The organism is Enterococcus sp., assembly GCF_032555305.1.
GTDB lineage: Bacteria > Bacillota > Bacilli > Lactobacillales > Enterococcaceae > Enterococcus_A.
Window position 1 is genome coordinate 43,354 of the sequence record NZ_JAWGOQ010000031.1, and the last position, 24,317, is coordinate 67,670.

Sequence of the window (24,317 nt, forward strand, 5' to 3'; positions counted from 1 at the left end):
TCTGGAAGAAATGAGCTTTTGAAATGTTAAAGGCTAACTCCAAAGCTTCTCCTGGGTGATAGACAAAAAATTTTTTATTACTAACGAAGAAAGACCTATTCCATCAAAACCAACTCGTAACTTTCAGACTTTCCCCATCTAGATTATCGCACGTGCTATACTAGTATTAAGACTTTGTAGAAGGTGATTCGTATGGTAGACAAACGAGGTAGCTCCTCGATACAGCTGATTGGATAGGCACTGTATCGAGGTGGATTTTTCCTATCGATCGGCTATATCGTTCTCAGAAAAAATGAGAAGGAGCTATAGCAATGGAGAAAACATACATGAAGGATTGGTTAGCCAGCGAAGCCAATCAAAAGAAATTTAGCGGCTGGGATTTTTCTTATTTAGAGGGAAAGATGGAACAAGCAAAGACGCCTTGGAGTTATAAAGAGCTGGTCAAAAAGCATCTACACCCCACCATGCAGCTGCTAGACATGGGAACTGGCGGCGGTGAACTACTTGAGAGCTTTCACCATCCCTATGAACGCACGGCAGTTACGGAAGGCTGGGAACCAAATTATCAGCTGCTGTTAAACCGATTGCAGCCTAAAGGGGTACATGTGCAGTTTGTGGAGGAGAATGATCATTTGGCATTTCCTGATGCGCACTTTGACATGGTTGTGAACTCCCATGAAGCTTTTTCGGTTCCAGAGGTTTGGCGTGTGTTGAAAAAAGGCGGCTATTTTATCTCACAGCAGGTAGGCGATTTGAACGGGCTCCCCTTAAGCACCAAGCTGATTCCGAATTTTAAAAAAGACACTTTCAATCTGCATCTTTCTTCTGTGGTGGCAGAATTGCGTCAACAGGGATTTTCGGTAGTATTCCAGGATGAGGCTTTTTTTGAGCAAAAATTTTTCGACTTAGACGGCTTAATTTATTATGTCAAAACGATCCCTTGGGAATTTCCCGATTTCAGTGTAGCGACACATTATAAGCAACTGCTCTACCTGAAAGAAGAGCTTTCGTTGAAGGGGTTTATTTTCAATCAAGAACACCGCTTCATATTTATTGCTAGAAAATAGCGAGAACAACCGTGTTCACGGACATATAAATAAATTCGCTAAAATTAAAAATCCACTTAAGCCGCTTGCTTAGGTGGATTTCTTTTCGTTAATGCTTCAAAAGAATACTGTTTTACATACTTTTTATACAAAAAGATTTTTCAAGCTCTTCTGTTCAGGAATTATGGGAGTTTAATAACCTCCTCTGACTCCTTATCGAAGAAATGAGCTTTTGAAATGTTGAAGGCTAACTCCATCATTTCCCCTGGGTTATGGAAATCACGAGCATCTACTTTAGAAACAAACTCGGTATCACCAACTTTTGTATAAAGCATCGATTCCGCTCCTAACAGTTCCGATACTACGACCTCTGCTCTGACTGTTGCTTCCGGCGACGTTGACAGAGCGATCTGTTCACTGTGAATGTCCTCTGGACGAATCCCAAAGATGACTTCTTTTCCATTGTAGCCTTTTTCTACTAGTACTTTGTTTTTGCCTTCAGGAATACGAAGCTTCAACCCATGATTATCAGAAATGATCCCGTCATTTAGTGTGACTTTGAAGAAGTTCATCGCAGGCGAGCCAATGAAGCCAGCAACAAATACATTGATTGGTGTGTCATAGACCTGTTGCGGGGTTCCGATTTGTTGGATGAAGCCATCCTTCATAATCACGATTCGGTCCGCCATGGTCATGGCTTCTGTTTGGTCATGGGTAACATAAATCGTGGTCGTGTCTAGCCGTTGATGCAGTTTGGCGATCTCCGCACGCATGGCTACCCGCAGCTTCGCATCCAAGTTGGATAGCGGTTCATCCATCAAGAATACTTTCGCGTCTCGAACGATCGCTCGACCTAAGGCAACCCGTTGACGCTGCCCGCCAGAAAGTGCGGCTGGTTTGCGATCCAAGTACTCTGTCAAGCCAAGGATTTCAGCCGCCGAGTCCACCCGCTGCTTGATATCTGCTTTATCATATTTGCGCAATTTCAAGCCAAAGGCCATGTTATCAAAAACGGTCATGTGAGGATACAGCGCATAGTTCTGGAAAACCATCGCGATATCACGATCCTTAGGGGCAACATCGTTCATGACCGTATCGCCAATGATCAATTCTCCTTCAGAAATATCCTCCAAGCCAGCAATCATTCGCAGCGTGGTCGATTTCCCGCAACCTGAAGGACCAACAAAAACAATAAACTCACGATCGGCGATATCAAGGTTAAAATCAGTTACCGAGTAATTTTCAGCATTGTCATACTTTTTATATACCTGCTGCAACGCCATTTTTACCATTCTAAATTCCTCTTTTCGTTCTTTCTATGATTGCTCTATCAAGTGTTCTTATTCCTCCCAACGTGCAGCTGGGCATTTCTTATTGGCAAGATGGGCGCGAAATTCGTAGAAGCAGCCGCATTTGGTGCAGGTGTGCAATGACCGAAATGGACATTGCTCGCAGGTCTGTATGCGCTGCTGAAAAAGCTTCTCGGGGGCGAGGTGCTGCTCTAAAGCCAGCTGCTCTTCGATCAACGCTTGGATATCCATATTCTGGGCTTCTTCTTTAATTTCGCAGCCAATGCAAGCCATCTGCTACACCTCGAATTGTAGAGTAATGACACTCATTGCCGGTACTGTTACTTTCAAGGTATTGTCTTCCAAGGTAAAGTCACTGAATTCTTTGATAACAATAGCCTCTGGATGGTCGAAATCGTTATGGGCGTTCATTTTGTCTCCAACAATGTAGCGGGCACTTTTAACGTTCTTCACCTCTTCAAAATCAAAGGCCACTTGTTCGCTGCCAGTAACGGCGTAATTGCAAAGAGATAGATTCACGATGTTTTCTTTTTTCGAAATCGTGTGTGTCATCGTCTGTGGCAAGTCGTCGCCGTAGCTGTCGACCCGTTCTGCATCCTGATGGACTTTGTACAAATCAAAGACATGATAGCTAGGCGTTTTCACCATTTTGTCGCCTTCTGTTAAGATCATCGCCTGCAGCACGTTGACGGTCTGCGCAATATTCGCCATCTGAACCCGCTCTGCGTGCTTGTGGAAAATATTTAAAGTGATCGCTGCCACCATGGCATCGCGAATCGTATTTTGCTGGTACAAGAAACCTGGATTGGTACCGGGCTCCACGTTGAACCAAGTCCCCCACTCATCGACAATAATGCCGACACGTTTTTCTGGATCGTATTGATCCATGATCGCACTGTGGCGAGTGATTAATTCATCCATGTGGTCGGCCTTTTCACAGGTAACGAACCATTCGGCCTCATCAAAATCTAAGGCACTGCCCTTTTTCTCCCAGCCTTGAGGATGAACATAGTAGTGCAGGCTTAACCCATCCATCATCGAATGCGCATTTTTCATTAATACTTCTGTCCAATTGTAATCATCAACGTTGGCGCCACCGGCGATTTTATAAATCTTGTCTTCGCCATACTGGCGGACATAGGTTTGGTAACGGCGATAAAGGTCTGCGTAGTATTCTGGACGCATATTCCCGCCACAGCCCCAGTTTTCATTGCCGACGCCGAAGAACGCCATCTTCCAAGGCTCATTTTGTCCATTTTCACGGCGCCAATCCGCCATTGGAGAAGTACCGCCCATCGTGATGTATTCCACCCATTCAGACATTTCTTGAACGGTGCCGCTGCCCACGTTGCCATTTACATAGGCTTCACATTCTAGCTGCCGCACCAACTCAAAAAATTCGTGGGTTCCAAAATGATTCGTCTCAGTGACACCACCCCAGTGAGTGTTAACGATTGTTTTGCGATCTTCCGGCGCACCGATCCCATCTTTCCAATGGTATTCATCCGCAAAGCATCCGCCGGGCCAACGCAGCACAGGAATATCAATATTCTTTAGCGCCTCTACCACGTCAGTTCGCATGCCATTTACGTTCGGTATGTCAGAGTCCTTTCCAACATAAATTCCTTCGTAGATACAACGTCCTAAATGTTCCGCAAAATGACCATAAATGTATTTGCTGATTTTAGGGCCTTTTTTGTTCGTTAAGATTTTCATTTGATTGTCCTTTCTGACTAAGTTCTCGGATTTTCTACGTTTCCCGGTATCCCAAAAACAGGAAAGCCTTGTTCATCCCATGAAAATGCTTGTACATGAGCATGACGATTAGGATTATCTAAAGGATCGCCTGACTGGTTTTTTTCAGGACGCGCATGATAAACAATCAAGTCTTGTTTGCCATCTTCTGAAGTCGTAAAGGAATTATGTCCCGGTCCAAAAAGTTGATTTTCTTCAGATGTTTGAAAGACAGGATCAGGATTTTTCTGCCAGCTGTAGCCATCTAGCAAATCGCTATTTTCATCTGCCCACAGTAATCCCATACAGTAATTTTCGTCTGTAGCGCTTGCCGAATAGGTAATAAATATTTTGCCATTGCGTTGAATCGCAGCTGGGCCTTCATTGACCTTGAAGCCCACTTGTTCCCAGTCATACTCTGGAATCGACAGTAATAACTCTTTGCCTGTCAATGTCCAGGGATTTTCCATTTTAGACAAATACAAATTGGAATTTCCCGGAATCGCAGGACCTAACTGCGCCCAGACATAATAAAGCTCATCTTGATGAGTGAAAACTGTTCCATCTAAACTAAAGCTCTCCTGTTGAGTCTTGATTTGCCCTTTTTCTACCCACTCTCCTTCAAAAGGATTCGGACTGCTGTTTTCTATGACGAACATACGATGGTGATGACGCTCATCACGAACTTCTTCGTCATCACTGGCTGCAAAATAGATGTACCATTTGCCTCTGATAAAATGAATTTCAGGTGCCCAAATCAAGCGGCTCAATGGTCCGGTCTCATGGGCATGCCAGACATTGTGTCTTTCAGCGGTTGCTAATTCATTCAAGCTCTTTGCTCGACGAACCTCAATTTCCTGATAGCCTGGAACCGAGCCCGTAAAATAGTAATAGCCATCTGTATGCTTATATACCCACGGATCGGCTCGCTGCAATACAATTGGATTTTTATAGTGTCCCTCCATTTTCATCTCTACCCCTACCTTATTTCTTCATTCGAAGCATGTTCCATGAATAGCCAGGAATCTTCGCTTCGATTTTTCCATCATCTAATGTGACGTAATCCGCTAATCTTTGCGGTTGAATATGCTTTTGATTGTCACGACTGTTTTTATCCTGTAGCTCATACCCGCCAATATAGCGGTGTTCGATCAGTGAAAGTTTCTGCTCAAAATCATGATCGACTTCCACAAGCTGTTCTTCTTCAGAACGATTGACTAAAAATAATACCAATTCTTCTTCGTTATTCACTAAGCAAGTATCTACGCATTCCACCTGCTTCATCTTATCCACATCGTACGTTGGTCCTGAAAATTGTGTTTGCAGAACTTCCCCTTTGGCATAATTTGAGAGCTGCTCCATCACATAATAGGTTGGATTCACCCAGCAATCACCGCCTGCATCGGTCAAAATCAAAGGGATGGTATTGACTAGCAGCGATTGACACCCAATCTTCACTCGATCCGCATGGCGTAAGATAGCTAATCCCAATGAACCAAACAGGAGCGTATCCTCCATCGTAAACTGACACCAATCAATGGGACTGCCCACTTCAAAAGGCTGGTTCTCTTTCTCGGGCTGCGCATGGACGTTCCACTCATCAAAGGCTAAGTACATCGTCTTATCGCTGCGCTTCAACGCCTTAACGTAATCGCAGGTGGCGACGATTTCTTCGATTTGGCGATCGAACCGCTTCGATTTCGCAAGATAGGTCGGTGTATCGTCTCGCTCTGTTTTCGGCGGACGCGTCAAATCGTCTTCATCGTATTTATCAATGTAATTGTGTAAAGCAAGGTAATCCACATTCTCATAAGCCGCCTCCAACACGAGTCGATCCCATTCTGGATAACTAGATAAACGCGGTGTAGAGCTGCCGACTAAGACTGTTTCGATGGTGTCATCTACCCATTTCATTGCTTTGGCTGCTTCATTAGCGAGCCGTCCATATTCCTCAGGCTGCTTTGTTCCAATCTGCCAAGGACCATCTAACTCATTTCCTAGACACCAAAGTTTAATCCCGAATGGTTCAGCAGCACCATTTTTTTGACGCAGATCACTCCAATAGGTTCCTCCGGAAAAATTACAATACTCGACAATATCTCGGGCATCATCGATCCCCTTAGTTCCTAAATTGATCGTAAATATCGGCTCGGCACCTGTCTGCTCCACCCATTTCATAAATTCATGGATACCAAATGTGTTTGGCTCAATTGCCCGCCAAGCAATATCGATTTTGCGAGGGCGTTTCTCAATCGGTCCAATCGTATCCTTCCAGTCATAACCAGAGGTAAAATTTCCTCCGGGATAACGAATCACGCCTAGATCCAACTCGTTGATCAGTTTCATCACGTCTTGACGAAAGCCATTTTCATCAGCAGTTGCGTGTCCCGGTTCATAGATTCCGGTATAAACGACACTTCCCATGTGCTCGACAAACGAGCCAAATAAGCGCGGGCTAATTTCACCAATCGTAAATTTTTTTCGTGCTGTAAGTGTTGTTTTCATGTTATAAACCTCAATGTTAAAATTTTTGCGCCAATCCTAATTGAATCAGCTTCCAATAGCCGCCCGCGAATAGAAAGATAAATGGCGGAAAAACAAAGACCAAGCCCATAAACAAAAGTGTGATTCCTACGACCAGTAGATTGGATAAAAAATAGGTCACTACACTAAAGACTGCGGATCGTAAAACAGACTGCCATGATTGCCGCTCACCTGTCATCTGCCAAATGATCCGAAACAGCAAGCTTATGCTAACAATCAGAGATAGCAGATAGATTACCGCCAACCATTGGTTTGATAATCCGCCTTGCAGTTGCTGGACATTTGAATCACTGACGAAATACAAACTGAGAAACAGCAAACTAACCAAAAGCGACAATGGCAATTGCCGTTTGAAGCCGGTCCAATAATTTCGTAAAATCTCTCCTGAACCTTGCCCGTGCCACTGACGCATGGTATACACAATCCCATTGCAGGAGGCGACAAAAGTCACGAGCGGCAAGCAACCAACTACCCACAAAATCCCGATTAAAATATAGTCCGTAATGAGCATTAAAAATGAATAAACTCTTGTCTCTACTAGTTTCATCTCTTTTTTCCTTCTATTCTTTCATGCCTGACATGGCCGTACTTTGAACAAAATATTTTTGGGCGAACATATAAATAATCAAAAGCGGCAGCATCGAAATCACAGTCCCAGCCATTACAGGTCCGTAGAAGGAAATATTCTGTCCGGTAAATAGAGCAAGTCCAGCGGGCAATGTGCGCATTTTTGAACTGGTTGTCATAATCAATGGATACAATAGGTCGTTCCAGCTGTTCATCAAAGTAAAAATTCCTAGTGACAGCATGGTCGGCTTGCTTAACGGCAGCATGATTTTCAAAAAGATATTAAATTCGTTTAGCCCATCAATTCGGGCCGCTTCCTCCAAATCTTTTGGCAAGGTGATAAAGAAGGAGCGCATCATGAAAATACCAAAAGCAGTCGTCATTCGCGGAATGATCAATCCGGGATAGCTGTCAATGATTCCCAAGAAATTAACCTCCATATAAAGCGGGATCATGAATACTTGGAACGGAATCATCATGGTGATCATGACGAAATAGAAGAACGCTGATTTTCCCTTGAAGTGCATCCGGGCAAAGGCATAGCCGGCCAACGAATCAAAGAATACTGAAGTGATCACCACACCACCTGCGAAGATCACCGTATTTTTGATGTAATCCATTAAGGGAATAGTCGTCCACACCTTGGTATAGTTTTCCAAAGTATAGCGGTCAGCGAAAATCTTTGGCGGAAAGGAAATAATGTCTTTCTCATATTTAAATGAAGATATCAAAAGCCATAAGAAGGGAAAAGCAACTAATAAAATCACTACACAAAGAATCAGTTTTCCCACAATTTGCTTGGCCTTTTGCTTCTTTTTTGAAACTGGTTTGATCGCTGTAGAAGCTTCCATGTCTTTTCTCCCCTATCTCATTTGTTTTTCTTTACGTGACATATACAGGTTGATAGATACTGCTAATACAGCAATGATCACAAAAAGAACACTTGATAATGCTGAGGCATATCCCAATTCATAAGGGGCTGTAAATCCTCGAGAATAGATGTACTGAACAGCCGTTTCCGTCTTAAATTGCGGTCCACCGGCAGTCGCTACATAGACTTGGTCAAAGACCTGCATTGATCCAATAAAGTTGGTCAGAATACAAAAGCCTAACGATGGCACTATTTGCGGCAACGTAATGTTGAAAAACTGCTGATTCTTTGTGGCCCCATCCATCTCTGCTGACTCATACAAGGAAGGTGAAATCCCCTGAATCGCCGTTAGGAGAATCGTCATCGTCACCCCAAAGTTTTTCCACACAGTCATGAAAGCAACCGTTGGCATCGCCAATGTCGGATCGCGGAAAAATTGCGGAGTCTCCATCCCAAGCTGAGAGAACATGTACGGGATCGCCCCAATGTTCGGATCTAAAAGCATGGAAAAAATGATAGCAATCGATGTCAACGAACAAATAACAGGAATATAGAAGGTCGAACGACAAAAGCGATTAAATAATGTGTTTCTTGAAAGAACGACTGCAAAGATTAAACCGACAATAATTTGGGCAGGTGTTTCCAATAAGGTAAAGTACAGAGAGTGGATAAACGAGTTGACTGCCCGTGGGTCTTGAAAGACACGAAGGAAATTGTCAAAGCCGACAAAATCTTGACTCGTGAAGAAAATATTCATATTGGTAAAGCTTAAAGCAAAGGTCCCGATTAATGGGATAACAGTAAACAATAAAAGAATTAAAAAGGATGGTAGCAAGAAAAGATATGCTGCGTGATTCGGTTTGTTCCAATAGGTCAGCAGTCCACGTTTCCCTTGGTTCATTATGTCTCCTCCTAAATTGATTCGTTTGCTCTTTTCGCAGCGTTGCCAAGAAAAGAACCATTGAACTTCAACATCGACAAGCTTGCTGCTATCGATGTTGAAGTCTGAGTTGCCACAAAATTATTCAGCAAGCAACTCGTTGATTTTTTTATCTGCTTCCTTCATTAGTTTTTCAGCATCTTCTCCAGCTAGTAAACGTTCAATTAGCGGATTGATGATATCATTGTTAATGGATGGCAGTTTTTCAAATCCAGGTAGGAATGGTTCCGCAAACTCCATTTGTTTAGACAGTTCAGAGACGATTGGGTCTTCTTTGACTTCTTTGTCGTCATTCACAGAGTTTAGATATGCTGGGAAGCCATTTTCCATGCTCCATTTTTTCCCGATTTCAGTCGAATTCCAATATTTCAAGAATTCATAAATCGCTTCTTTTTTCTCCGGATCAGTACTTGCAGGAATCGCATAGCCAACACCATCTAAAATAGCTTGTTTCTTCCCATCTTCGCTACCCTGTGGAATCGTAGTCACACTATAGTTGATTTCATTGGCCTTCAGTCCGTTATTCAACCATGGTCCATTCAGCTCGATCGCTAATTGGTCCGCATTCATCACATTGTCCATCTCAGCCCCTGAAATTGATTCAGGCCCCGCCTTGTCATCGTGAATCATTTTTTGAATAGCCTTCAAGGTTTTCAAGTTCTCTGGTGAATTAAACTCAGACTTAGTATAGTCATCATTCACCAACTTCCCGCCATTTGCTAACATCCAATTGTATAATGGCCAAGTACCATCCTTATTAAAAATGAACCCTTGAACATTTTTTGACGAGTCCGCTAATTTCGGTGCCATTTCCGTTAGCTGTTCCCAAGTGCGAGGTGGCTGATTTTCATCTAAGCCTGCTGCCTTGAACAAATCCTTGTTCCAATACATGTACATTCCTTGCACCTGCATTGGAATGAAGTATTGCTTGTCATCTACTTTTCCTAAATCAACAGCAGTGTCCACAAAGTCACTCTTATCAACACCATCATATTCCCAAAAATCCTCTAAATCTTGCACAGCACCATTCTTCACGTATTGAGCAAAATCACCATAATTCAAGGCGATAAAGTCAGGTGCTTTTTTCGCAGAAATTGCAGTAGGCAGCTTTTCATTTAAGTTCGCCCATGTCATAACATCCATTTCAATCGTAATATTCTTATCATTTTCCTTATTGAAGGTATCGACAATCCCCTTCAAAATCTCCCCATCAGATGCTGTAAATCCATTCCAAAACGTTAGGGTTGTCTTATCGCCGCTGCCACCATCGCCATCAGCCTTCCCCTTATTTCCACAGCCAGCGAGCAAAGAGGTCGTCAAAGCAAAGGCAGCTGCCCCAATAAAAAATTTTTTCAGTTTCATTTATGATTCTCCTTTTCCTTTTTTTTTCTGAATGGATAGAAACACTCAGCTTTAAAACCAAATAAAATAGTGCATCGTTAAGTAAGCGCTTTTAACTTCTATGCAAATAATACAATTTAAAGAAACCGCTGTCAACAATATTTTTATTAATTTAGATAAATAATGTTAGATGTTCATTAATGTTTTTATTAACGAATAGAACTATTCAACTATCAGTTTTACATTCATTAACAAATATGTTAATATACAAACAGATAATAGTTACATGAAAGGACGTCTCTTAATGCAAATAGATATCTCTTACGAATCTTTGCCAATTTTTGAAGCGCTCTCAAGCAAAGTCCGCATCGATATCATCAAATTGCTCTCAAAAGATAAGTTGAGCGTGAAAGAAATTGCGGATAAGCTGCATTTGAGCAGCGCGATTGTTACGATGCATATTAAAAAGCTAGAGGAAGCCAAGATTATTCGAACAGAACGGGTCGCTCAAAGAAAAATATCAAGCCTCCGTGTCGATGAAATTGACATTCATTTTCCGAAGAAGATTTTCAACGCCTTCGATACTAAAGAAACCTGCATACCGGTTGGGCATTACACCAACTATTCCATCAAGCCTACTTGTGGGCTCGCAACGCTGCAGGAATTTATCGGAAATGTGGACGAACCAAGATACTTCATGGATACTCGTCGGATGGATGCGCGGATTCTTTGGTTTACAGAAGGTTTCGTGGAATACCAGACACCGAATTATTTAAATGAAGATGAAAAGGCGGAAATGATCGAGATTTCCATGGAAATTTCTTCTGAGTTCCCTTTCCACAACAATAACTGGCCTTCTGATATTACCTTTTACTTAAATGACGTTGAACTTGGGACGTGGACAAGTCCTGGGGATTTTGCGGATATTCGTGGAAAACTAACCCCTGATTGGTATCCAGACAACCTGAACCAGTACGGTATTTTAAAAACGATTCGAATCAGCAACCATCTGACTAATATGGATGGCGAACCGTTATCAAACATCACCATCGAAGATATTCCAACCGATAACGAAGTCTGGACCTTACGCATAGAAGTCAAAGAGGATGCTAAGAATGCTGGCGGCTGTACCTTATTTGGCAAAGGCTTTGGAAATTACGATCAGGATATAAAGATTAAGACATATTATAGTTAAAAAGAACGCTGAAAACACTTTTTTTAGTGTTTTCAGCGTTCTTTTCTGTTGTTTCGTTTCTGCTGAACTGCTTCATCAAAATATCCACTTAATCCAGAGATCAAAAGAGGATCGGCTTCATTTCCAATAAATTTTGCTATTCCTTAAGTAGACTAAATCACTATCGCTTCATCGCTGTAAATACTATCAGTCCAATCCTATCTATATCACGCTATGGTTCTTCGGTGAATTTTTTTACAATATTGATTACACCTTCATTTGCTGCGGTGATCCCTTGAGAAACTAAGTTATCTAGTGGAAATAGTGTTCTTCCACTCAGCACTTCTAATAGCAAGGGTAAATTCACACCCGATATGGCTTGGATATCGAAACCTTCCGCTAATAATAGGGCTACTGCGTTAGAGGGTGAGCCACCAAATAAATCCACTAAAACAAGAGTTGGATGGTCATTATCAAAGCGGTGCAATTTCTCCTTCAACGCAATCACTAAAGCATCCAAAGACATCTCGGGGGTAAATACTAATGTTTCAAAATTATCCTGCTCCCCAATGATCATTTCAGCAGACTTTTTAATTCCCGCAGCAAATTCTCCGTGAGTCATAACGAGTACATTGCTCATATTGGTTTCCATAGTTAGTCCCTTCTTTTAAAAGACATGAAGTAATGAGCCTGCTGCACCCACCACTATTAAAATCAACAGTAATTTAATGACAGAAACATTCTTTTTGTCATGCAGGTACCACACCGCCATGACTAAAACGAACGGCAATAAACCAGGCATTAATCCGTCGACAATATCTTGAAGTTTGGTTACAGCCCCTCCACTTCCCCATTTAATTGGAGTAGATAAGGAAACAAATTGTGCAGACAAACCGCCCACCACCGTCAATCCAAGAATGGATAGAAAACCAGTCACTTTTTCGATCATTGCTGGAGAAAATATCTCGGAGTCCATGATCTTCATGCCTTCCTTAAAGCCGAATTGAACTCCCCAGAGACCAAATCCCAAAGTAATCGCCGTCCATCCAACTAAGAAAACGATTGGGCCAAGAATGTTCCCTTCTAAAGCTAAGCCCATACCAAAGCTTAGCAAAAGAGCATTTCCTGTACTTGCAAACAAGGAATCTCCCAAAGCAGCCATTGGTCCCATCAATCCAGATTTAATGGCATTGAAAACATCGTCTGGGATATCTTCTCCTTGTGCTTTAGATACTTCCATCGCACAAACAGCACCGATTAAAGGTAATCCGATCGTTGGTTCAGTATTGAAAAATGCCATGTGGCGAGTAAGGGCCTGCCCCATTTCACCTTTATCATTGTTGGTCACCTTTTTCAACACAGGAACAATACTCCAAGCAAAGGCAACATTCTGCATCCGTTCCCAATTCCAAGCGGATGTATTGGACATGATCCAGCGTAATCCTACTTTATAGATATCTTTTTTAGTAACTTCTTGCGTAGTATTAGACATGCCCATACCCTCCTGCATTATCTTGATTCAAATAGCTAATCATGGCTAAAGCAATTCCCACTAAAGCAACAGTAAAAATAGGTAATTTTAATGCGGTTACCGCGATAAAGCCTACAATAAAATACCCCATCAAACTTGGTTTTGTGAGCAGCATTTTTAACAATACTGCCATCCCTAATGCTGGTAACATGCCTCCAATAACAGTAATCACTGCGGTTAACCAGTCCGGAATCACTTTCACGATATCTTGTGCTGCCGAAGCTCCAAAATAAAGAACTAAAAATGCTGGAACAAAACGGAAAATAAATGCAATTATTTGCGGCAATCCAAGCGTCATGAAAGTCAGCATTTTCAAGTTTCCTTCAGCTGCATATTCATCCGTTTTATGGACAAGAAAAGAATTGATTGTAGCGAATAGCTGCCATACGAAAGTACCAATTAATCCCAAAGGTACAGCGATCGAAACTGCCATTTCTGCTGTTACACCGGTAGAAAGAGCCAATGCAGTTCCTACATACCCAGCTATTCCAATATCAGAGGCCATCGCCCCTCCAGGAGTAACTGCGCCTACATATAAAGCATTGATCGTCGCCCCGATAATTACACCATTCTGGACATCGCCCATGATGATACCAACAATTAACCCCGCAACAAGAGGCTTTCCAAATACATGATATGCAATCCCTTGCCCACCCAGCCAAGGTGTTGCAATCCAAGCCAAATAGGTGAAAAGTGAGATTAGTACTGCTTGTAATAAAGTCATATTGTTTACCCCTTCATTTTCAAATTTAGAATGTTGATACTGGTTGCCCTGGTACAGTTTGCATAAAGACTTCAACACAATCATTGCAATTCAACATGCTAATAGCCTGATAGTTCTCATCATCCAGATGGACTGTTTGAGCATACTTCTTTCGCCCAGGAGCCATCCCGATATTCTCGACATTCAATTTCCAGTCATACTGATCATTTGCTTCAATGATTTGTTGAGCGCTCACTGGAGATTTCGCAATAAATAATGTTTCGTTTTCAACGTATCCCTCAATACACTCAGCGGCTTCTCCTACTTTTTTTATATCTAACGTGACATGCTTCGGCGTCGCCATTGTTAGCGCTTTCGAAATTATCGGATTACTCGCTGCTAGGTCATCAATTACCACAATCCGTTTGGCCCCTAATTGTTTTATCCAAGCAGTCACCACTTGTCCATGTACTAGTCTGTCATCAATTCTAAAAAACATCTTTTTATCCTCCTTTGTTTTTGTCAAATTATCCGCTTGGGTGTTCATTCACAATCGCTTTTTAAAATAAGAGATAGCCAAGACTATCTCTTATTTAACTTACTCATCATAAAGCGTTCGACTTAATAGTTCATCCTGCACGTCTTTGTCCAAATTAACAAAAATCGCGCTGAATCCACTTACCCGAACAATTAAATTCGGGTATTTTTCAGGATGCTTCTGGGCATCTTCTAACACACCATGATCAACAATCGTGACCATTAGGTGACAGCCCCCTTTTTTAAAATAGGTATCAAACAAATATTTGATTTTGGTTCGATTTTTATTGAACATATTTGGAGTGAACTTAATATTCTGTACAGCGCCGCCATGATATTTTGCGTTAAAGGTGGCTAAGGAATTTAGAACCGCGGTGGGGCCACTTTGCGCTGCCCCACCTTGAGGATTATTTGCTGGATTCATAAATTGTCCTGCGTATCGTCCATCTAATGATGCAGAGGTTTCTCTTCCCCATTCTGTATTTGTTTGATTGTTAGAGATTACGATTAAGTAATACTGCATCCCTTTTTCGATCCCGCGATCACGAATACCCTTAGCAACAAATTCATAAAAATCATTTGCTAACTCGTCAACTTCTTCAAGATCATTCCCATACTTTCCTTGAGACAAAAGCTCTTCACGGATCAAGTCATATCCGTCAAAATTACGATTGGCAGCTTTTATTAACTCTGCCAGTGTATATTTCTTATCATCATAAACTAGTTTTTTGATAGCATATAAGGCATCACTACTATTAATATTCCCATAGGTTTCATTGGTTCCGCCGAGATATCGGATGCCACCATCTAAAATGGCCTTTCCTCTTGATAAGCAATCGTCCATTAAAATACTCGCAAACATGAAAGAGACTTCACGATTCATTAACTCATAGCTGTAATACTGCGCATCAACAGAAAGATCAAAATAATAAGCTAAGAGTTCTTTATAATTTTTATATAGATCATCAAAGGTTTTGAATTCCTCAACCTTTTTGATCGAAACAGGACCTGATTTTTTGATCCCATCCATGGGGTCAATTCCTTCATTCAAGGTAATATTCAATAGCTTTAGTAGATTCAGCAAGGTGTTGGGAGTGCCCACACTTTGACCTTGAATAACAAACTCACCGCAGCCAAACGGAACATATTGTTCAGCTGCTTGTCGATCTACACGCATACCATGCATAACCGCCGGAACATTGACTTCATCGTTATAAAGCGTTGGATAAGTGGCTCCGGCTCCGATACATTCATAAGCAAGATCCATAATTTCTTCAGAGGTATTTTTGTTAAACCTGAGAGTGAATTGCGGTTCAACATAGTTACAATCTTTGGTCACCTTGAGCGCTATCTTGGCAAAAATATCTGCCGCTTCAGGATTCTTCCGACCATAGCCCCCAACAATAATCCGACCATTTACTGTTGTTCGGCGATTTTCAATCAATGTCCATAATGATTTCAAATAGTCGTAGGCATCCTCTTCTGTAATCCGTCCATTGTCCAAATCATCTTTTAGATAAGGACCTAAATAATCATCCAAGCGTCCATAATTAATACAACCAGCTAACAAAGCATAGATCCAAACCATTTGGAGTGCTTGATGGAAGGTTTGTGGTTTTTGATAGGTAATTACCTTTAAATCCTGTTCCATCAGTTCTAATTGCTGAATTCTTTTGTTTGTTTCGGCCGTATTTTTGGCTCGATTCACTAATTCTCTTAATCGATCACAAACTGTCTGGTAAATATTCAATGCGTCAATAGAGGCATCTAAAAATTCATTACGCCCATGCGTTTTTTGTTTTTCTAAAATGATTTCTTTTAGCCCCTCAATCCCATTATCCAATAACTTGGGATAATCCAGCATCATGCCGCTGAGGCGGGCCGTAGCCATCAAGGGAGCTCGCCCATCAATAAATCGACTAATGATATTTTCTTGTAAGACATCCTCACAATATAACGCTTTGACATCATGCTTTTCCCAATATTCATACATGGCATCTACCTTTGCTATATCTGATTCAGAGGACAATTCATCTTTGAACTTAGCCAGTTTGTCAAATACGCAATAATGTCCAACTCCGCCAAGAGAAGTCACGCAACCAAATCCAATGGGCAAAAAATCCAAACGTCCAGCAATTAAATCAGTCGGTTCAATGCTCCTAAATAGCGTTGGATAAATCACTTTTAAACAGTTTATCTCTCTAGCTTCCTTTGAAAGACCTTCCGAATCCTTGTGCGCTTTTGTATAGGCTTCCATTATCTTAAGTTGTTCCTCAGGGGTCTTTTCACTTGGCAATTTGATGCTGACTTCAACATTTTGAACCCCGGCGATGCTTGCCTTTTTCATCCTAATGTTTACTCCTTTCCGATTCACGCCAGTTATTTTGATAGCCGCTTAACAAATCAGTAAAACGTTTCGTAATGTAGTGCGGACGAGTAATGGCACTACCGACTACGACTGAGTGGGCTCCTAAATACAACACTTTCATGGCATCCTCTGGTGTATAAATATGACCTTCCATCATGACATACGCTTCATCCTTGAAGTCACGACACATACGTGCAAACTCACGAAAATCAGGTCCTTCAATATGTTTGGTTGCATCCGTATAACCATACAGTGTTGGAGCAACAATATCAGCACCATTATCAATTGCCCGCCGTGCTTCCTCATAGTTTGACACATCGGCAAAAATGATTGCTTCCGGAATTTCCTTTTTCAAAATCGGTAACAAATCCCAAGCAACGGTCCCCTCATGTGTTTTTTGAGCAGTACAATCTAATGCGATAATCTCCGCACCAGCTTCCCAGATTGCTTTGCACGCTTCCAAAGTAGGTGTAATGAAAACGTCTGTATCCTCATGCCATATTTTCCAAAGACCAATTACCGGAAGGTCCACGTTCTCCTTAATCAGTTTAATTTGTTCTGGAATATTGGCGCGGATCGCAACAGCCCCACCCCATTTTGCGCATTCAGCCATTTTAACTGACATGTCATCCGTATAAATGGGTTCATCCTTTTGTGTTTGGCAAGAAACAATCAAGCCGTTTTTTAAAGACTCCAGCAATTCGCGTTTTTTTGGATCATTCGTTTTCATTCCACATTCTCCTCATTTTTTTCAATTCGAATGTCGTAAATCATTCTACTATAGAGTGTTCACTCTTTTAATTTACTCAATTTTTGAAACTATCTCTCTAATTAACTAAACTGATAAAAGTAGAACTGACATCCTTATTCTGCTGTCACAATATTTTTATATTTTTTGCCACCTTCAGGCATTTTATTCGTAATGATTTTTTCGAAATCTTCAAAACGTCCAAAGGTGCTTAAAGCCGTTAAGCTAAACTTGGAGTCATCGACAAGCAAATACGCATGCTTGCTGCGTTTGATCACTGCTTTTTTGATGCTTCCAATTTCTAATTCACTCGTATACACTTCGCCAAAATCTGTATCTGCGCCATTTGCTCCAATAAATGATTTATCAAAACGAAATTCTCGCATCTGTTCAATGGTTGACGGTCCATAGCAAATCTCGTGCTTTTTACTGTATCGTCCGCCTAGCATATAAACCTCAACATCTAGCTGATTCAAACGATTCAGCACAAAATAGCTGTTGGTAACGATTTTTATTTTTTTATTATGCAGAAAAGGAATCATTTGCATCGGTGTTGTTCCAGAGTCTAAAAAAATCAAATCACCATCTTTAATTTCCTTTGCAGCTATCTCAGCGACTTGTTTCTTTTCTTCTTGATGGACATTCACCTTTTCGAGTACCGGACCTTCTGTCAAATCACTGATTGTTTCCTCCAACCCAACTTGAACCACTCCGCCCCGTTCACGGTCAACTTTCCCTTGATCTTCTAGAAGCTTTAAATCCCGTTGAACAGTGGATTTTGACACATTCATCTCTTTACATAGATCACTAATACTGATCATAGGTTGTGATTTTAAACGAGATAAGATATAAATTTGACGTTCTTTTGCTAACATATAAAACGCTCCTTTTTTCTCTTTTCTTTTCATTATACAAATCAAAAAGAGAATCTGAAAGCACGAAAACAAATTTGAATCATTTTAGTTCAAAACAATTCATTACTAGTGATAGGTTTGAATATGTTTCCGTCAGAACCTTTGTCTTATTACACCAGTAGTGTAACATCTCACAAAACCCTTTTCAAGTCTTTTTTAATCTTTTTGGGTCATTTTGATTCTTTTTGATTCAAAACTGATTTATTTTTACCTAGTATTGGCGTATAATTAAGCTGTAACAACTAAGGAGGGCATTGGAATGAGTGATGCAATGGGATGTATATTTAATATTCAACGATTTAGTATTCATGATGGGCCGGGTATTAGAACCACCATTTTCTTTAAGGGGTGCCCTTTACGTTGTACCTGGTGCTCCAATCCCGAATCACAAAAGAGACAGCCTGAGCCAATTTGGGATAATCAAAAAAAGAAAGACATCCTTGCTGGGCAATACTATACGATTGAAGAAGTTATGAACATCATACGAAAGGATGTCGATTATTACCAAGAATCAAATGGGGGAATCACCGTCACAGGTGGTGAGGTTTTAGCACAGAAAAATTTCGTGATTGACTTACTGAAAGAATGCAAAAAGGAGTCGATTCACACCGCCTGTGAAACTTCCGCTTATTCCTCTAGTAAGGATTTCAAAGAATTAATGGACCATGTAGACTTATTGATTATGGACATCAAGCACTACGATACACTGAAGCATAAGAAAAAAACCGCTGTCGCTCTTGAACCTATTCTAAAAAATCTTGAGCAAGCCATACAAAGCAACCAGCAGATGCTTTTAAGAATACCGATCATTCCCGGGTACAATGATTCTTTAAACGACGCAGTCTCATTTGGTCGCCTCCTCAATGCTTATCATGTAAAAAAGGTTGAACTTTTACCATTTCATCAATTTGGAAAGAGTAAGTATAGATTTTTAAAAAGAACCTATGAGTTTGAAGGAGTCCCACAACTAACAAGTACTGACTTAATCCCTTATGCAGAAACGATTGGTCAATTTGGAATAAATTGTGTCATCGGATAATTCGAATTAACTATACAAAAAAACAGGCTAGATGCAGTCTCTTAAACGAGATACTGCATATGGCCTGTTTTTGAAATCACATTTTTAGCAATAAATGGCAAGTGTTTGATACGGCTCTAGAATAACTGTTTCACCAATTGGTGTATGTTCATAATTACTAATCAAAACTTGGCCCTGCAGAAATTCCTCTGTCAGCTGAATCTCAGTTTTTTGCGGAAAAAAGTTGTTCACAACAAGTACTGAATGCCCTGTTAACCGACGGACAAAACCATAAACCTGCGGATGTTCAGGTAAGTAGGCCTCGTAACTTCCACTGGAAATCACAGGATACTCTTTCCGCAATTGAATCAATCGCTGATAGTAGCTAAAGATGGTTCCTTTTTGCAGCTCAGTCATTACATTGATTTCTTTAGCTGTCTTTCCATTGTCAATCCATGGCGTTACTTCCGAAAATCCACTAAACTCATCACTATTCCATTGCATCGGTATCCGGGAATTGTCACGGGCTTTGAATTTAACGATCTCGAAGGCTTCAGTTTCAGTCTTTCCTGCTTCGATCAATTCTTGATACGCATTTAGCGTTTCTACGTCAACATATTGATCCATAGACTCAAATGCTGGATCAAGCATCCCGATTTCCTCTCCCATATAGATATAAGGTGTTCCCCGATTCAAATGAATTGCACTTGCCAACATCTTGGCACCGACAATACGATGTTTTTCGGCATCTATAAATCGATTTAACGCCCGAGGCTGATCATGATTGTTCCAGAAAAGAGCATTCCAGCCATCCTCATCACTCATTTTCGTACCAAAATCATGAAAGGTATCCTTCAACTCAGCAAAATCAAAAGGTATTTTTGTCCATTTTTGTCCGTCCTGATAATCTACCTTCAGATGGTGGAAATTGAAGGTCATCGTCAATTCCTCACGATCAGGTTTTGTATATAAAATGCAATTTTCTGGCGATGTAGAACTCATTTCACCGACAGTAACAATTTCTTCATCCTTTCCGAACGACGCTTGATTCATCATTTTAATATATTCATGGACAATTGGCCGATCTGTATAAGCCGGTTTCCCGTCATTTTCGGAACAATTATTCAGCACCTCATCTTTCCCAATCAAATTAATAACATCAAAGCGAAATCCTTTGACTCCTTTATCCATCCAAAATCGTAACACATTCATCAGCTCATCACGTACTGCTGGATTACGCCAGTTTAAATCTGCCTGTGTTTGCTCAAAGAGATGTAAATAGTATCTTCCGGTCTCGCCAAATGGTGCCCAAGCATTCCCACCAAACTTAGAAATCCAGTCGGTTGGCTCATCTCGCAAAATGAAGTAATCCTGATAGCTCTTTTCCCCAGCCAAAGCCCTTTTGAACCATTCATGTTCAGTAGAAACATGATTAAAGACCATGTCTAACATAATCTCAATTCCATTAGCTTTTGCGATGTCCACTAGTCCTTCGAAGTCGTTCATAGTACCAAATGTAGGATCAATCGCTGTATAATCTGACACATCATAACCATTATCTTTTTGCGGACTAGGAAAAATCGGATTCAACCAAATCATATCCACGCCTAAACGTTTTAAGTAAGGAATTTTATTTGTGATTCCCTGCAAATCTCCAATGCCATCTTGATTCGTATCCAAAAAAGACTTCGGATAGATTTGATAAATTACTTTCTCTTTAAAACTCATTTTGCTCCCCCAACTTTACAGTTCTGTTGCTAATAATATTTTTTCATTGCTCGTTACTACTGAAGTACTCTCAATCAATGGATCAACTTGATAATTCGTTGAATTCGTGACGATAATTGGCGTTTGCAATTCATATCCTGCTGCTTTAATTGCATCCATATCAAACTCGATTAAGGCTTGACCTTTCTTCACGCTGTCTCCTTGCTCTACATGGCTTGTAAAATACTTACCCTCCAATTCAACCGTATCAATTCCGATATGAATCAAAACTTCGGTTCCTTCCGTACTAATTAAGCCTATTGCATGTTTTGTTGGAAATAGCAAGCTAATCTGCCCATCAAACGGCGCCACTACTTTCCCCTCGGTAGGTTCAATTACAGCTCCCTGCCCCATCATGCCTTCTGAAAAAACCGGGTCTTTCGCTTTGCTTAATGGATATAAAACACCTGGAACTGGTGCAAACAATTCCACGATCGAACCTGCTTTTTGTGCAGCTTCCTCACCTAAGGTTGGAACGATTTCTTCTTCAATTCGATCAATTTTATTGAATACCCCCACTCGTCTGAACATCAAGGTTAAGACAAATGGAACGACAATAGCAATCAGCATCCCGATAAGGAAGATCACATAATCCTGAGGACGAATGGAGAGGATTCCAGGCAACCCACCGACACCAATCGATAACGCACGGACTTTAAACAGTGTGACAAATAATCCAGCGATCCCACTACCAATCATAGCGGCAATAAACGGATAGGTATATTTCAAGTTGATCCCGAACATCGCCGGCTCTGTTACGCCTAACCATGCTGAAATAGTCGATGGAATGGATACCTGTTCTTCTTTCTTATTTCCACGATGTGCAAATACAATTGCTAAAACAGATGCCCCTTGAGCAATATTCGATAGACATAGAATTGGCCACAAATTCGTCGAGCCAAAGTCAGCTATCAACTGTGAGTCAATCGCTAAGGTAGTATGATGCAAACCGGTAATCACTAATGGCGATGTTAGTGCCCCTAAAATTCCGCCAAACAGCCAACTAAAGCTAGAAGTTAGTCCTGCGTTTACAACTGTAGAAATGACTGTTCCTATCTTCCAACCAAGTGGTCCTAAAACAATATGAGCAGCCAAAATAGTTGGAATCAACGAGAAAAATGGAACGAAAATCATTGATATCGCTTCAGGAATGTGTTTGCGGAAGAATCTCTCCAAGTAGACAAACAAAAATCCTGCTAACATGGCTGGAATTACCTGTGCCTGATACCCTATCTTGTCGACAGTGAAAAGACCAAAATCCCAAGTCCAGTTCTTCGCAATTTCTGCGGCAGTGGTACCATTCACCGCATAGGCGTTCAATAGTTGTGGCGAAACTAACGTAATGCCTAAAACAATTCCTAAAATCTCGGTTGCCCCCATCTTACGGGCAATACTCCAGGTAATCCCGACCGGCAAGAAATGGAAAATCGCTTCCCCTGGCAGCCATAAGAAGCCATTTACACCACTCCAAAATGTCGATGCCTCAACAATTGTTTGTCCATTGAGCCACCCCATTGGGACAGCTTCCAAAATATTTCGAAATCCTAAAATCAAACCGCCGACAATAATTGCTGGTAAAATTGGTGTGAAAATTTCTGCTAAAACGGTAATAGCTCGCTGCAGCGGATTCTGATTTTGTTTGGCCGCAACTTTTGCTGCCTCCTTAGAAACACCCTCAATACCCGAGACAGCCGAAAATTCATTGTAAAATACAGCTACGTCATTCCCGATGATTACTTGAAATTGCCCTGCATTGGTGAACATCCCTTTGACACTAGGAATATCATCAATCCGTTCTTCATTGGCCTTTTTTGGATCATTCAAAACAAAACGCATACGTGTCGCACAGTGTGTCACAGCAGAAATATTGCCCTTTCCACCTACAGCCTCCAGTAACTCCCTTGTGTCCTTATCATATTTCCCCATTGTTTTCCCTCCCAGTTTTTACTTGTATGGATAAGTTCAGTTGTTGGCATAACTATATGTCCATTGATCGACAATGTAAATCGCTTACTTTTTTTCGAATTGTTAAAAATTAGAACACTTTAATCAGAAAGCAGCGCTCACTTTCCATTTGATAAACAATTTGTCTGAATCCCAAAAGCTAGTCTGTGTGCAAACATACAGGTCAGCTATAAAATAAGATTTTTCTCATTTTTATTCTAATGGAATTTTTAAAATTACGCTTTACTTACGTTCATTTTGTTTTATAATGAGTTTACTTCTACGTATAGTAAGTGAGGAAAGTGCGATGAGAACCTATGAAGTTATCTATCAATCGATCGAAAGAGGAATTTTAAAGAATGTATACGAAGCTGGTACCTTTCTCCCCAGCGAAAGTAAACTGCAAGAAATCTATCGTGTTTCCCGGGATACCATTCGCAAGGCTCTAAGCTTATTAATGGCTAATGGGTACATTCAGAAGATTCAAGGAAAAGGTTCACTAGTGTTAAAACGCGAACAACTGAGGTTTCCTCTTTCTGGTTTAACTAGCTACAAAGAACTTCACAATTCTTATGGTTACAACAGCAATACCGAGGTTATCAGTCTAAAAAAGATAGTGATTGATAACATACTCCCCCTAATGACTGGTTTTGAAGAGGGTGATATTTGTTGGGAGTTGATACGTATTCGTGCGATTGATCAAAAAAAAGTGATTATGGACAAGGATTTAATCCTAACCAAGGTTGTACCGAATTTAGATACGGAAATTGCTGGAGATTCTCTGTACCGTTATTTTGAGGACAAATTAGGAATCAATATTGCTTTCGCTGAAAAAGAAATCACGATCGATGCACTTACTGAAGAGGACCACAGACTGCTAGATCTTAATCAGCACGACATTAATATTGTTTCAGTAAAAAGCCGGATATTTACCAAAAGCGCGTGCCAATTCCAATTTACTGAAAGTCGACATCAAGTGGATAAATTCCGTTTTTTTGATTTTGCAAGACGACATCATTCAACTATTTAAGAGGTCTAAGAGACACGTATCTTATAATAGCTATTAGTTATTTTTTGATCTATAAATTTGGATTTTCTTATAATTGAATAGACAAAAACCCAGACAAACTAAGAGTGTTTGTCTGGGTTTTCATCGTGTTCCATCTCTGAACGTGCCATTCGCAAAGCGGTGTTGTTTCCGCCATGAATGGCTCTTAATGCCTCAATCTATCATTAACTATTTTCCGGAACATTCTCCAA

Annotated in this window: 22 protein-coding genes; 4 read left to right on the plus strand and 18 right to left on the minus strand. The window is 40.8% G+C overall.

All coding sequences use genetic code 11. The features are described from left to right. Positions 1–311 precede the first annotated feature (311 nt). Positions 312–1,067 carry a class I SAM-dependent methyltransferase gene (locus tag E6139_RS18585; protein ID WP_316405024.1) on the plus strand — a complete coding sequence of 252 codons (756 nt, stop codon included), beginning with the start codon at positions 312–314 and terminating at the stop codon, positions 1,065–1,067. A 161-nt stretch (positions 1,068–1,228) separates the two neighbouring features. Here E6139_RS18585 and E6139_RS18590 read toward each other — a convergent pair whose 3' ends face one another. From E6139_RS18590 to E6139_RS18630, 9 genes are all read right to left on the minus strand, one after another. Further along, the gene (locus E6139_RS18590) at positions 1,229–2,338 is read right to left on the minus strand and encodes a sn-glycerol-3-phosphate ABC transporter ATP-binding protein UgpC (protein ID WP_316405025.1); all 1,110 of its coding nucleotides are present in this window, start codon (positions 2,336–2,338) and stop codon (positions 1,229–1,231) included. A gap of 48 nt (positions 2,339–2,386) precedes the next feature. Next, positions 2,387–2,629, minus strand: a complete 243-nt coding sequence (locus tag E6139_RS18595) for a DUF6171 family protein (RefSeq protein ID WP_316405026.1) — start codon at positions 2,627–2,629, stop codon at positions 2,387–2,389. Between the two features lie 3 nt (positions 2,630–2,632). Continuing rightward, on the minus strand, positions 2,633–4,072 hold the full coding sequence (locus E6139_RS18600; protein WP_316405027.1) for an alpha-N-arabinofuranosidase: 1,440 nt from the start codon (positions 4,070–4,072) through the stop codon (positions 2,633–2,635). 17 nt (positions 4,073–4,089) lie between these two features. Then, positions 4,090–5,055, minus strand: coding sequence for a glycoside hydrolase family 43 protein (locus tag E6139_RS18605; protein ID WP_316405049.1), 966 nt, complete (start codon positions 5,053–5,055; stop codon positions 4,090–4,092). 19 nt (positions 5,056–5,074) lie between these two features. Next, complete coding sequence (locus E6139_RS18610; RefSeq protein WP_316405028.1) at positions 5,075–6,595, minus strand: alpha-N-arabinofuranosidase; 1,521 nt, start codon at positions 6,593–6,595, stop codon at positions 5,075–5,077. A 16-nt stretch (positions 6,596–6,611) separates the two neighbouring features. Continuing rightward, on the minus strand, positions 6,612–7,181 hold the full coding sequence (locus E6139_RS18615) for a DUF624 domain-containing protein (RefSeq protein ID WP_316405029.1): 570 nt from the start codon (positions 7,179–7,181) through the stop codon (positions 6,612–6,614). Positions 7,182–7,194: 13 nt separating this feature from the next. Further along, the gene (locus tag E6139_RS18620; protein WP_316405030.1) at positions 7,195–8,052 is read right to left on the minus strand and encodes a carbohydrate ABC transporter permease; all 858 of its coding nucleotides are present in this window, start codon (positions 8,050–8,052) and stop codon (positions 7,195–7,197) included. A 12-nt stretch (positions 8,053–8,064) separates the two neighbouring features. Continuing rightward, positions 8,065–8,973 carry a sugar ABC transporter permease gene (locus E6139_RS18625; protein WP_316405031.1) on the minus strand — a complete coding sequence of 303 codons (909 nt, stop codon included), beginning with the start codon at positions 8,971–8,973 and terminating at the stop codon, positions 8,065–8,067. A 120-nt stretch (positions 8,974–9,093) separates the two neighbouring features. Further along, positions 9,094–10,374, minus strand: coding sequence for an ABC transporter substrate-binding protein (locus tag E6139_RS18630; RefSeq protein WP_316405032.1), 1,281 nt, complete (start codon positions 10,372–10,374; stop codon positions 9,094–9,096). A 283-nt stretch (positions 10,375–10,657) separates the two neighbouring features. On the opposite strand from E6139_RS18630, the gene E6139_RS18635 reads away from it, so the two are divergent. Then, positions 10,658–11,548, plus strand: a complete 891-nt coding sequence (locus tag E6139_RS18635) for an ArsR/SmtB family transcription factor (RefSeq protein ID WP_316405033.1) — start codon at positions 10,658–10,660, stop codon at positions 11,546–11,548. A 211-nt stretch (positions 11,549–11,759) separates the two neighbouring features. Here the strand turns inward: E6139_RS18635 and E6139_RS18640 are convergent, their stop codons facing one another. The 7 genes from E6139_RS18640 to E6139_RS18670 form a co-directional block, all read right to left on the minus strand. After that, positions 11,760–12,179 (minus strand): PTS sugar transporter subunit IIA, encoded by a 420-nt coding sequence (locus E6139_RS18640; RefSeq protein ID WP_316405034.1) that lies wholly within the window; start codon positions 12,177–12,179, stop codon positions 11,760–11,762. A 15-nt stretch (positions 12,180–12,194) separates the two neighbouring features. Beyond that, positions 12,195–13,019: a PTS system mannose/fructose/sorbose family transporter subunit IID gene (locus tag E6139_RS18645; RefSeq protein WP_316405035.1), complete on the minus strand. Its 825-nt coding sequence runs from the start codon at positions 13,017–13,019 to the stop codon at positions 12,195–12,197. Next, the gene (locus tag E6139_RS18650) at positions 13,012–13,782 is read right to left on the minus strand and encodes a PTS sugar transporter subunit IIC (protein ID WP_316405036.1); all 771 of its coding nucleotides are present in this window, start codon (positions 13,780–13,782) and stop codon (positions 13,012–13,014) included. The genes E6139_RS18645 and E6139_RS18650 overlap by 8 nt, the downstream gene beginning before the upstream one ends. Positions 13,783–13,807: 25 nt before the next feature. Further along, positions 13,808–14,260, minus strand: coding sequence for a PTS sugar transporter subunit IIB (locus tag E6139_RS18655; protein WP_316405037.1), 453 nt, complete (start codon positions 14,258–14,260; stop codon positions 13,808–13,810). A gap of 99 nt (positions 14,261–14,359) precedes the next feature. Continuing rightward, a complete protein-coding gene (locus tag E6139_RS18660) occupies positions 14,360–16,645 on the minus strand; it encodes a pyruvate formate lyase family protein (RefSeq protein ID WP_316405038.1) in 2,286 nt (761 codons plus the stop codon). Position 16,646: 1 nt separating this feature from the next. Further along, positions 16,647–17,396 (minus strand): N-acetylmannosamine-6-phosphate 2-epimerase, encoded by a 750-nt coding sequence (locus E6139_RS18665; protein ID WP_316405039.1) that lies wholly within the window; start codon positions 17,394–17,396, stop codon positions 16,647–16,649. Between the two features lie 134 nt (positions 17,397–17,530). Continuing rightward, positions 17,531–18,289, minus strand: a complete 759-nt coding sequence (locus tag E6139_RS18670) for a DeoR/GlpR family DNA-binding transcription regulator (RefSeq protein WP_316405040.1) — start codon at positions 18,287–18,289, stop codon at positions 17,531–17,533. Positions 18,290–18,587: 298 nt separating this feature from the next. Between E6139_RS18670 and E6139_RS18675 the strand changes: the two genes are divergently transcribed. Beyond that, positions 18,588–19,367 carry a glycyl-radical enzyme activating protein gene (locus E6139_RS18675; protein ID WP_316405041.1) on the plus strand — a complete coding sequence of 260 codons (780 nt, stop codon included), beginning with the start codon at positions 18,588–18,590 and terminating at the stop codon, positions 19,365–19,367. An 84-nt stretch (positions 19,368–19,451) separates the two neighbouring features. Here E6139_RS18675 and treC read toward each other — a convergent pair whose 3' ends face one another. Continuing rightward, on the minus strand, positions 19,452–21,074 hold the full coding sequence (gene treC / locus E6139_RS18680) for an alpha,alpha-phosphotrehalase (RefSeq protein WP_316405042.1): 1,623 nt from the start codon (positions 21,072–21,074) through the stop codon (positions 19,452–19,454). A 15-nt stretch (positions 21,075–21,089) separates the two neighbouring features. After that, entirely contained in the window at positions 21,090–23,039 is a 1,950-nt protein-coding gene (treP, locus tag E6139_RS18685; RefSeq protein WP_316405043.1) for a PTS system trehalose-specific EIIBC component, read from the minus strand. A gap of 325 nt (positions 23,040–23,364) precedes the next feature. Between treP and treR the strand changes: the two genes are divergently transcribed. Next, positions 23,365–24,087 (plus strand): trehalose operon repressor, encoded by a 723-nt coding sequence (treR, locus tag E6139_RS18690; protein ID WP_316405044.1) that lies wholly within the window; start codon positions 23,365–23,367, stop codon positions 24,085–24,087. The last annotated feature ends 230 nt before the right edge of the window (positions 24,088–24,317 follow it).

Excerpts from the sequence above, each read along its gene's own strand:
- E6139_RS18585 (WP_316405024.1), top strand. The coding sequence starts at position 312 with ATGGAGAAAACATACATGAAGGATTGGTTAGCCAGCGAAGCCAATCAA.
- E6139_RS18590 (WP_316405025.1), bottom strand. The coding sequence starts at position 2,338 with ATGGTAAAAATGGCGTTGCAGCAGGTATATAAAAAGTATGACAATGCT.
- E6139_RS18595 (WP_316405026.1), bottom strand. The coding sequence starts at position 2,629 with ATGGCTTGCATTGGCTGCGAAATTAAAGAAGAAGCCCAGAATATGGAT.
- E6139_RS18600 (WP_316405027.1), bottom strand. The coding sequence starts at position 4,072 with ATGAAAATCTTAACGAACAAAAAAGGCCCTAAAATCAGCAAATACATT.
- E6139_RS18605 (WP_316405049.1), bottom strand. The coding sequence starts at position 5,055 with ATGGAGGGACACTATAAAAATCCAATTGTATTGCAGCGAGCCGATCCG.
- E6139_RS18610 (WP_316405028.1), bottom strand. The coding sequence starts at position 6,595 with ATGAAAACAACACTTACAGCACGAAAAAAATTTACGATTGGTGAAATT.
- E6139_RS18615 (WP_316405029.1), bottom strand. The coding sequence starts at position 7,181 with ATGAAACTAGTAGAGACAAGAGTTTATTCATTTTTAATGCTCATTACG.
- E6139_RS18620 (WP_316405030.1), bottom strand. The coding sequence starts at position 8,052 with ATGGAAGCTTCTACAGCGATCAAACCAGTTTCAAAAAAGAAGCAAAAG.
- E6139_RS18625 (WP_316405031.1), bottom strand. The coding sequence starts at position 8,973 with ATGAACCAAGGGAAACGTGGACTGCTGACCTATTGGAACAAACCGAAT.
- E6139_RS18630 (WP_316405032.1), bottom strand. The coding sequence starts at position 10,374 with ATGAAACTGAAAAAATTTTTTATTGGGGCAGCTGCCTTTGCTTTGACG.
- E6139_RS18635 (WP_316405033.1), top strand. The coding sequence starts at position 10,658 with ATGCAAATAGATATCTCTTACGAATCTTTGCCAATTTTTGAAGCGCTC.
- E6139_RS18640 (WP_316405034.1), bottom strand. The coding sequence starts at position 12,179 with ATGGAAACCAATATGAGCAATGTACTCGTTATGACTCACGGAGAATTT.
- E6139_RS18645 (WP_316405035.1), bottom strand. The coding sequence starts at position 13,019 with ATGTCTAATACTACGCAAGAAGTTACTAAAAAAGATATCTATAAAGTA.
- E6139_RS18650 (WP_316405036.1), bottom strand. The coding sequence starts at position 13,782 with ATGACTTTATTACAAGCAGTACTAATCTCACTTTTCACCTATTTGGCT.
- E6139_RS18655 (WP_316405037.1), bottom strand. The coding sequence starts at position 14,260 with ATGTTTTTTAGAATTGATGACAGACTAGTACATGGACAAGTGGTGACT.
- E6139_RS18660 (WP_316405038.1), bottom strand. The coding sequence starts at position 16,645 with ATGAAAAAGGCAAGCATCGCCGGGGTTCAAAATGTTGAAGTCAGCATC.
- E6139_RS18665 (WP_316405039.1), bottom strand. The coding sequence starts at position 17,396 with ATGAAAACGAATGATCCAAAAAAACGCGAATTGCTGGAGTCTTTAAAA.
- E6139_RS18670 (WP_316405040.1), bottom strand. The coding sequence starts at position 18,289 with ATGTTAGCAAAAGAACGTCAAATTTATATCTTATCTCGTTTAAAATCA.
- E6139_RS18675 (WP_316405041.1), top strand. The coding sequence starts at position 18,588 with ATGAGTGATGCAATGGGATGTATATTTAATATTCAACGATTTAGTATT.
- treC (WP_316405042.1), bottom strand. The coding sequence starts at position 21,074 with ATGAGTTTTAAAGAGAAAGTAATTTATCAAATCTATCCGAAGTCTTTT.
- treP (WP_316405043.1), bottom strand. The coding sequence starts at position 23,039 with ATGGGGAAATATGATAAGGACACAAGGGAGTTACTGGAGGCTGTAGGT.
- treR (WP_316405044.1), top strand. The coding sequence starts at position 23,365 with ATGAGAACCTATGAAGTTATCTATCAATCGATCGAAAGAGGAATTTTA.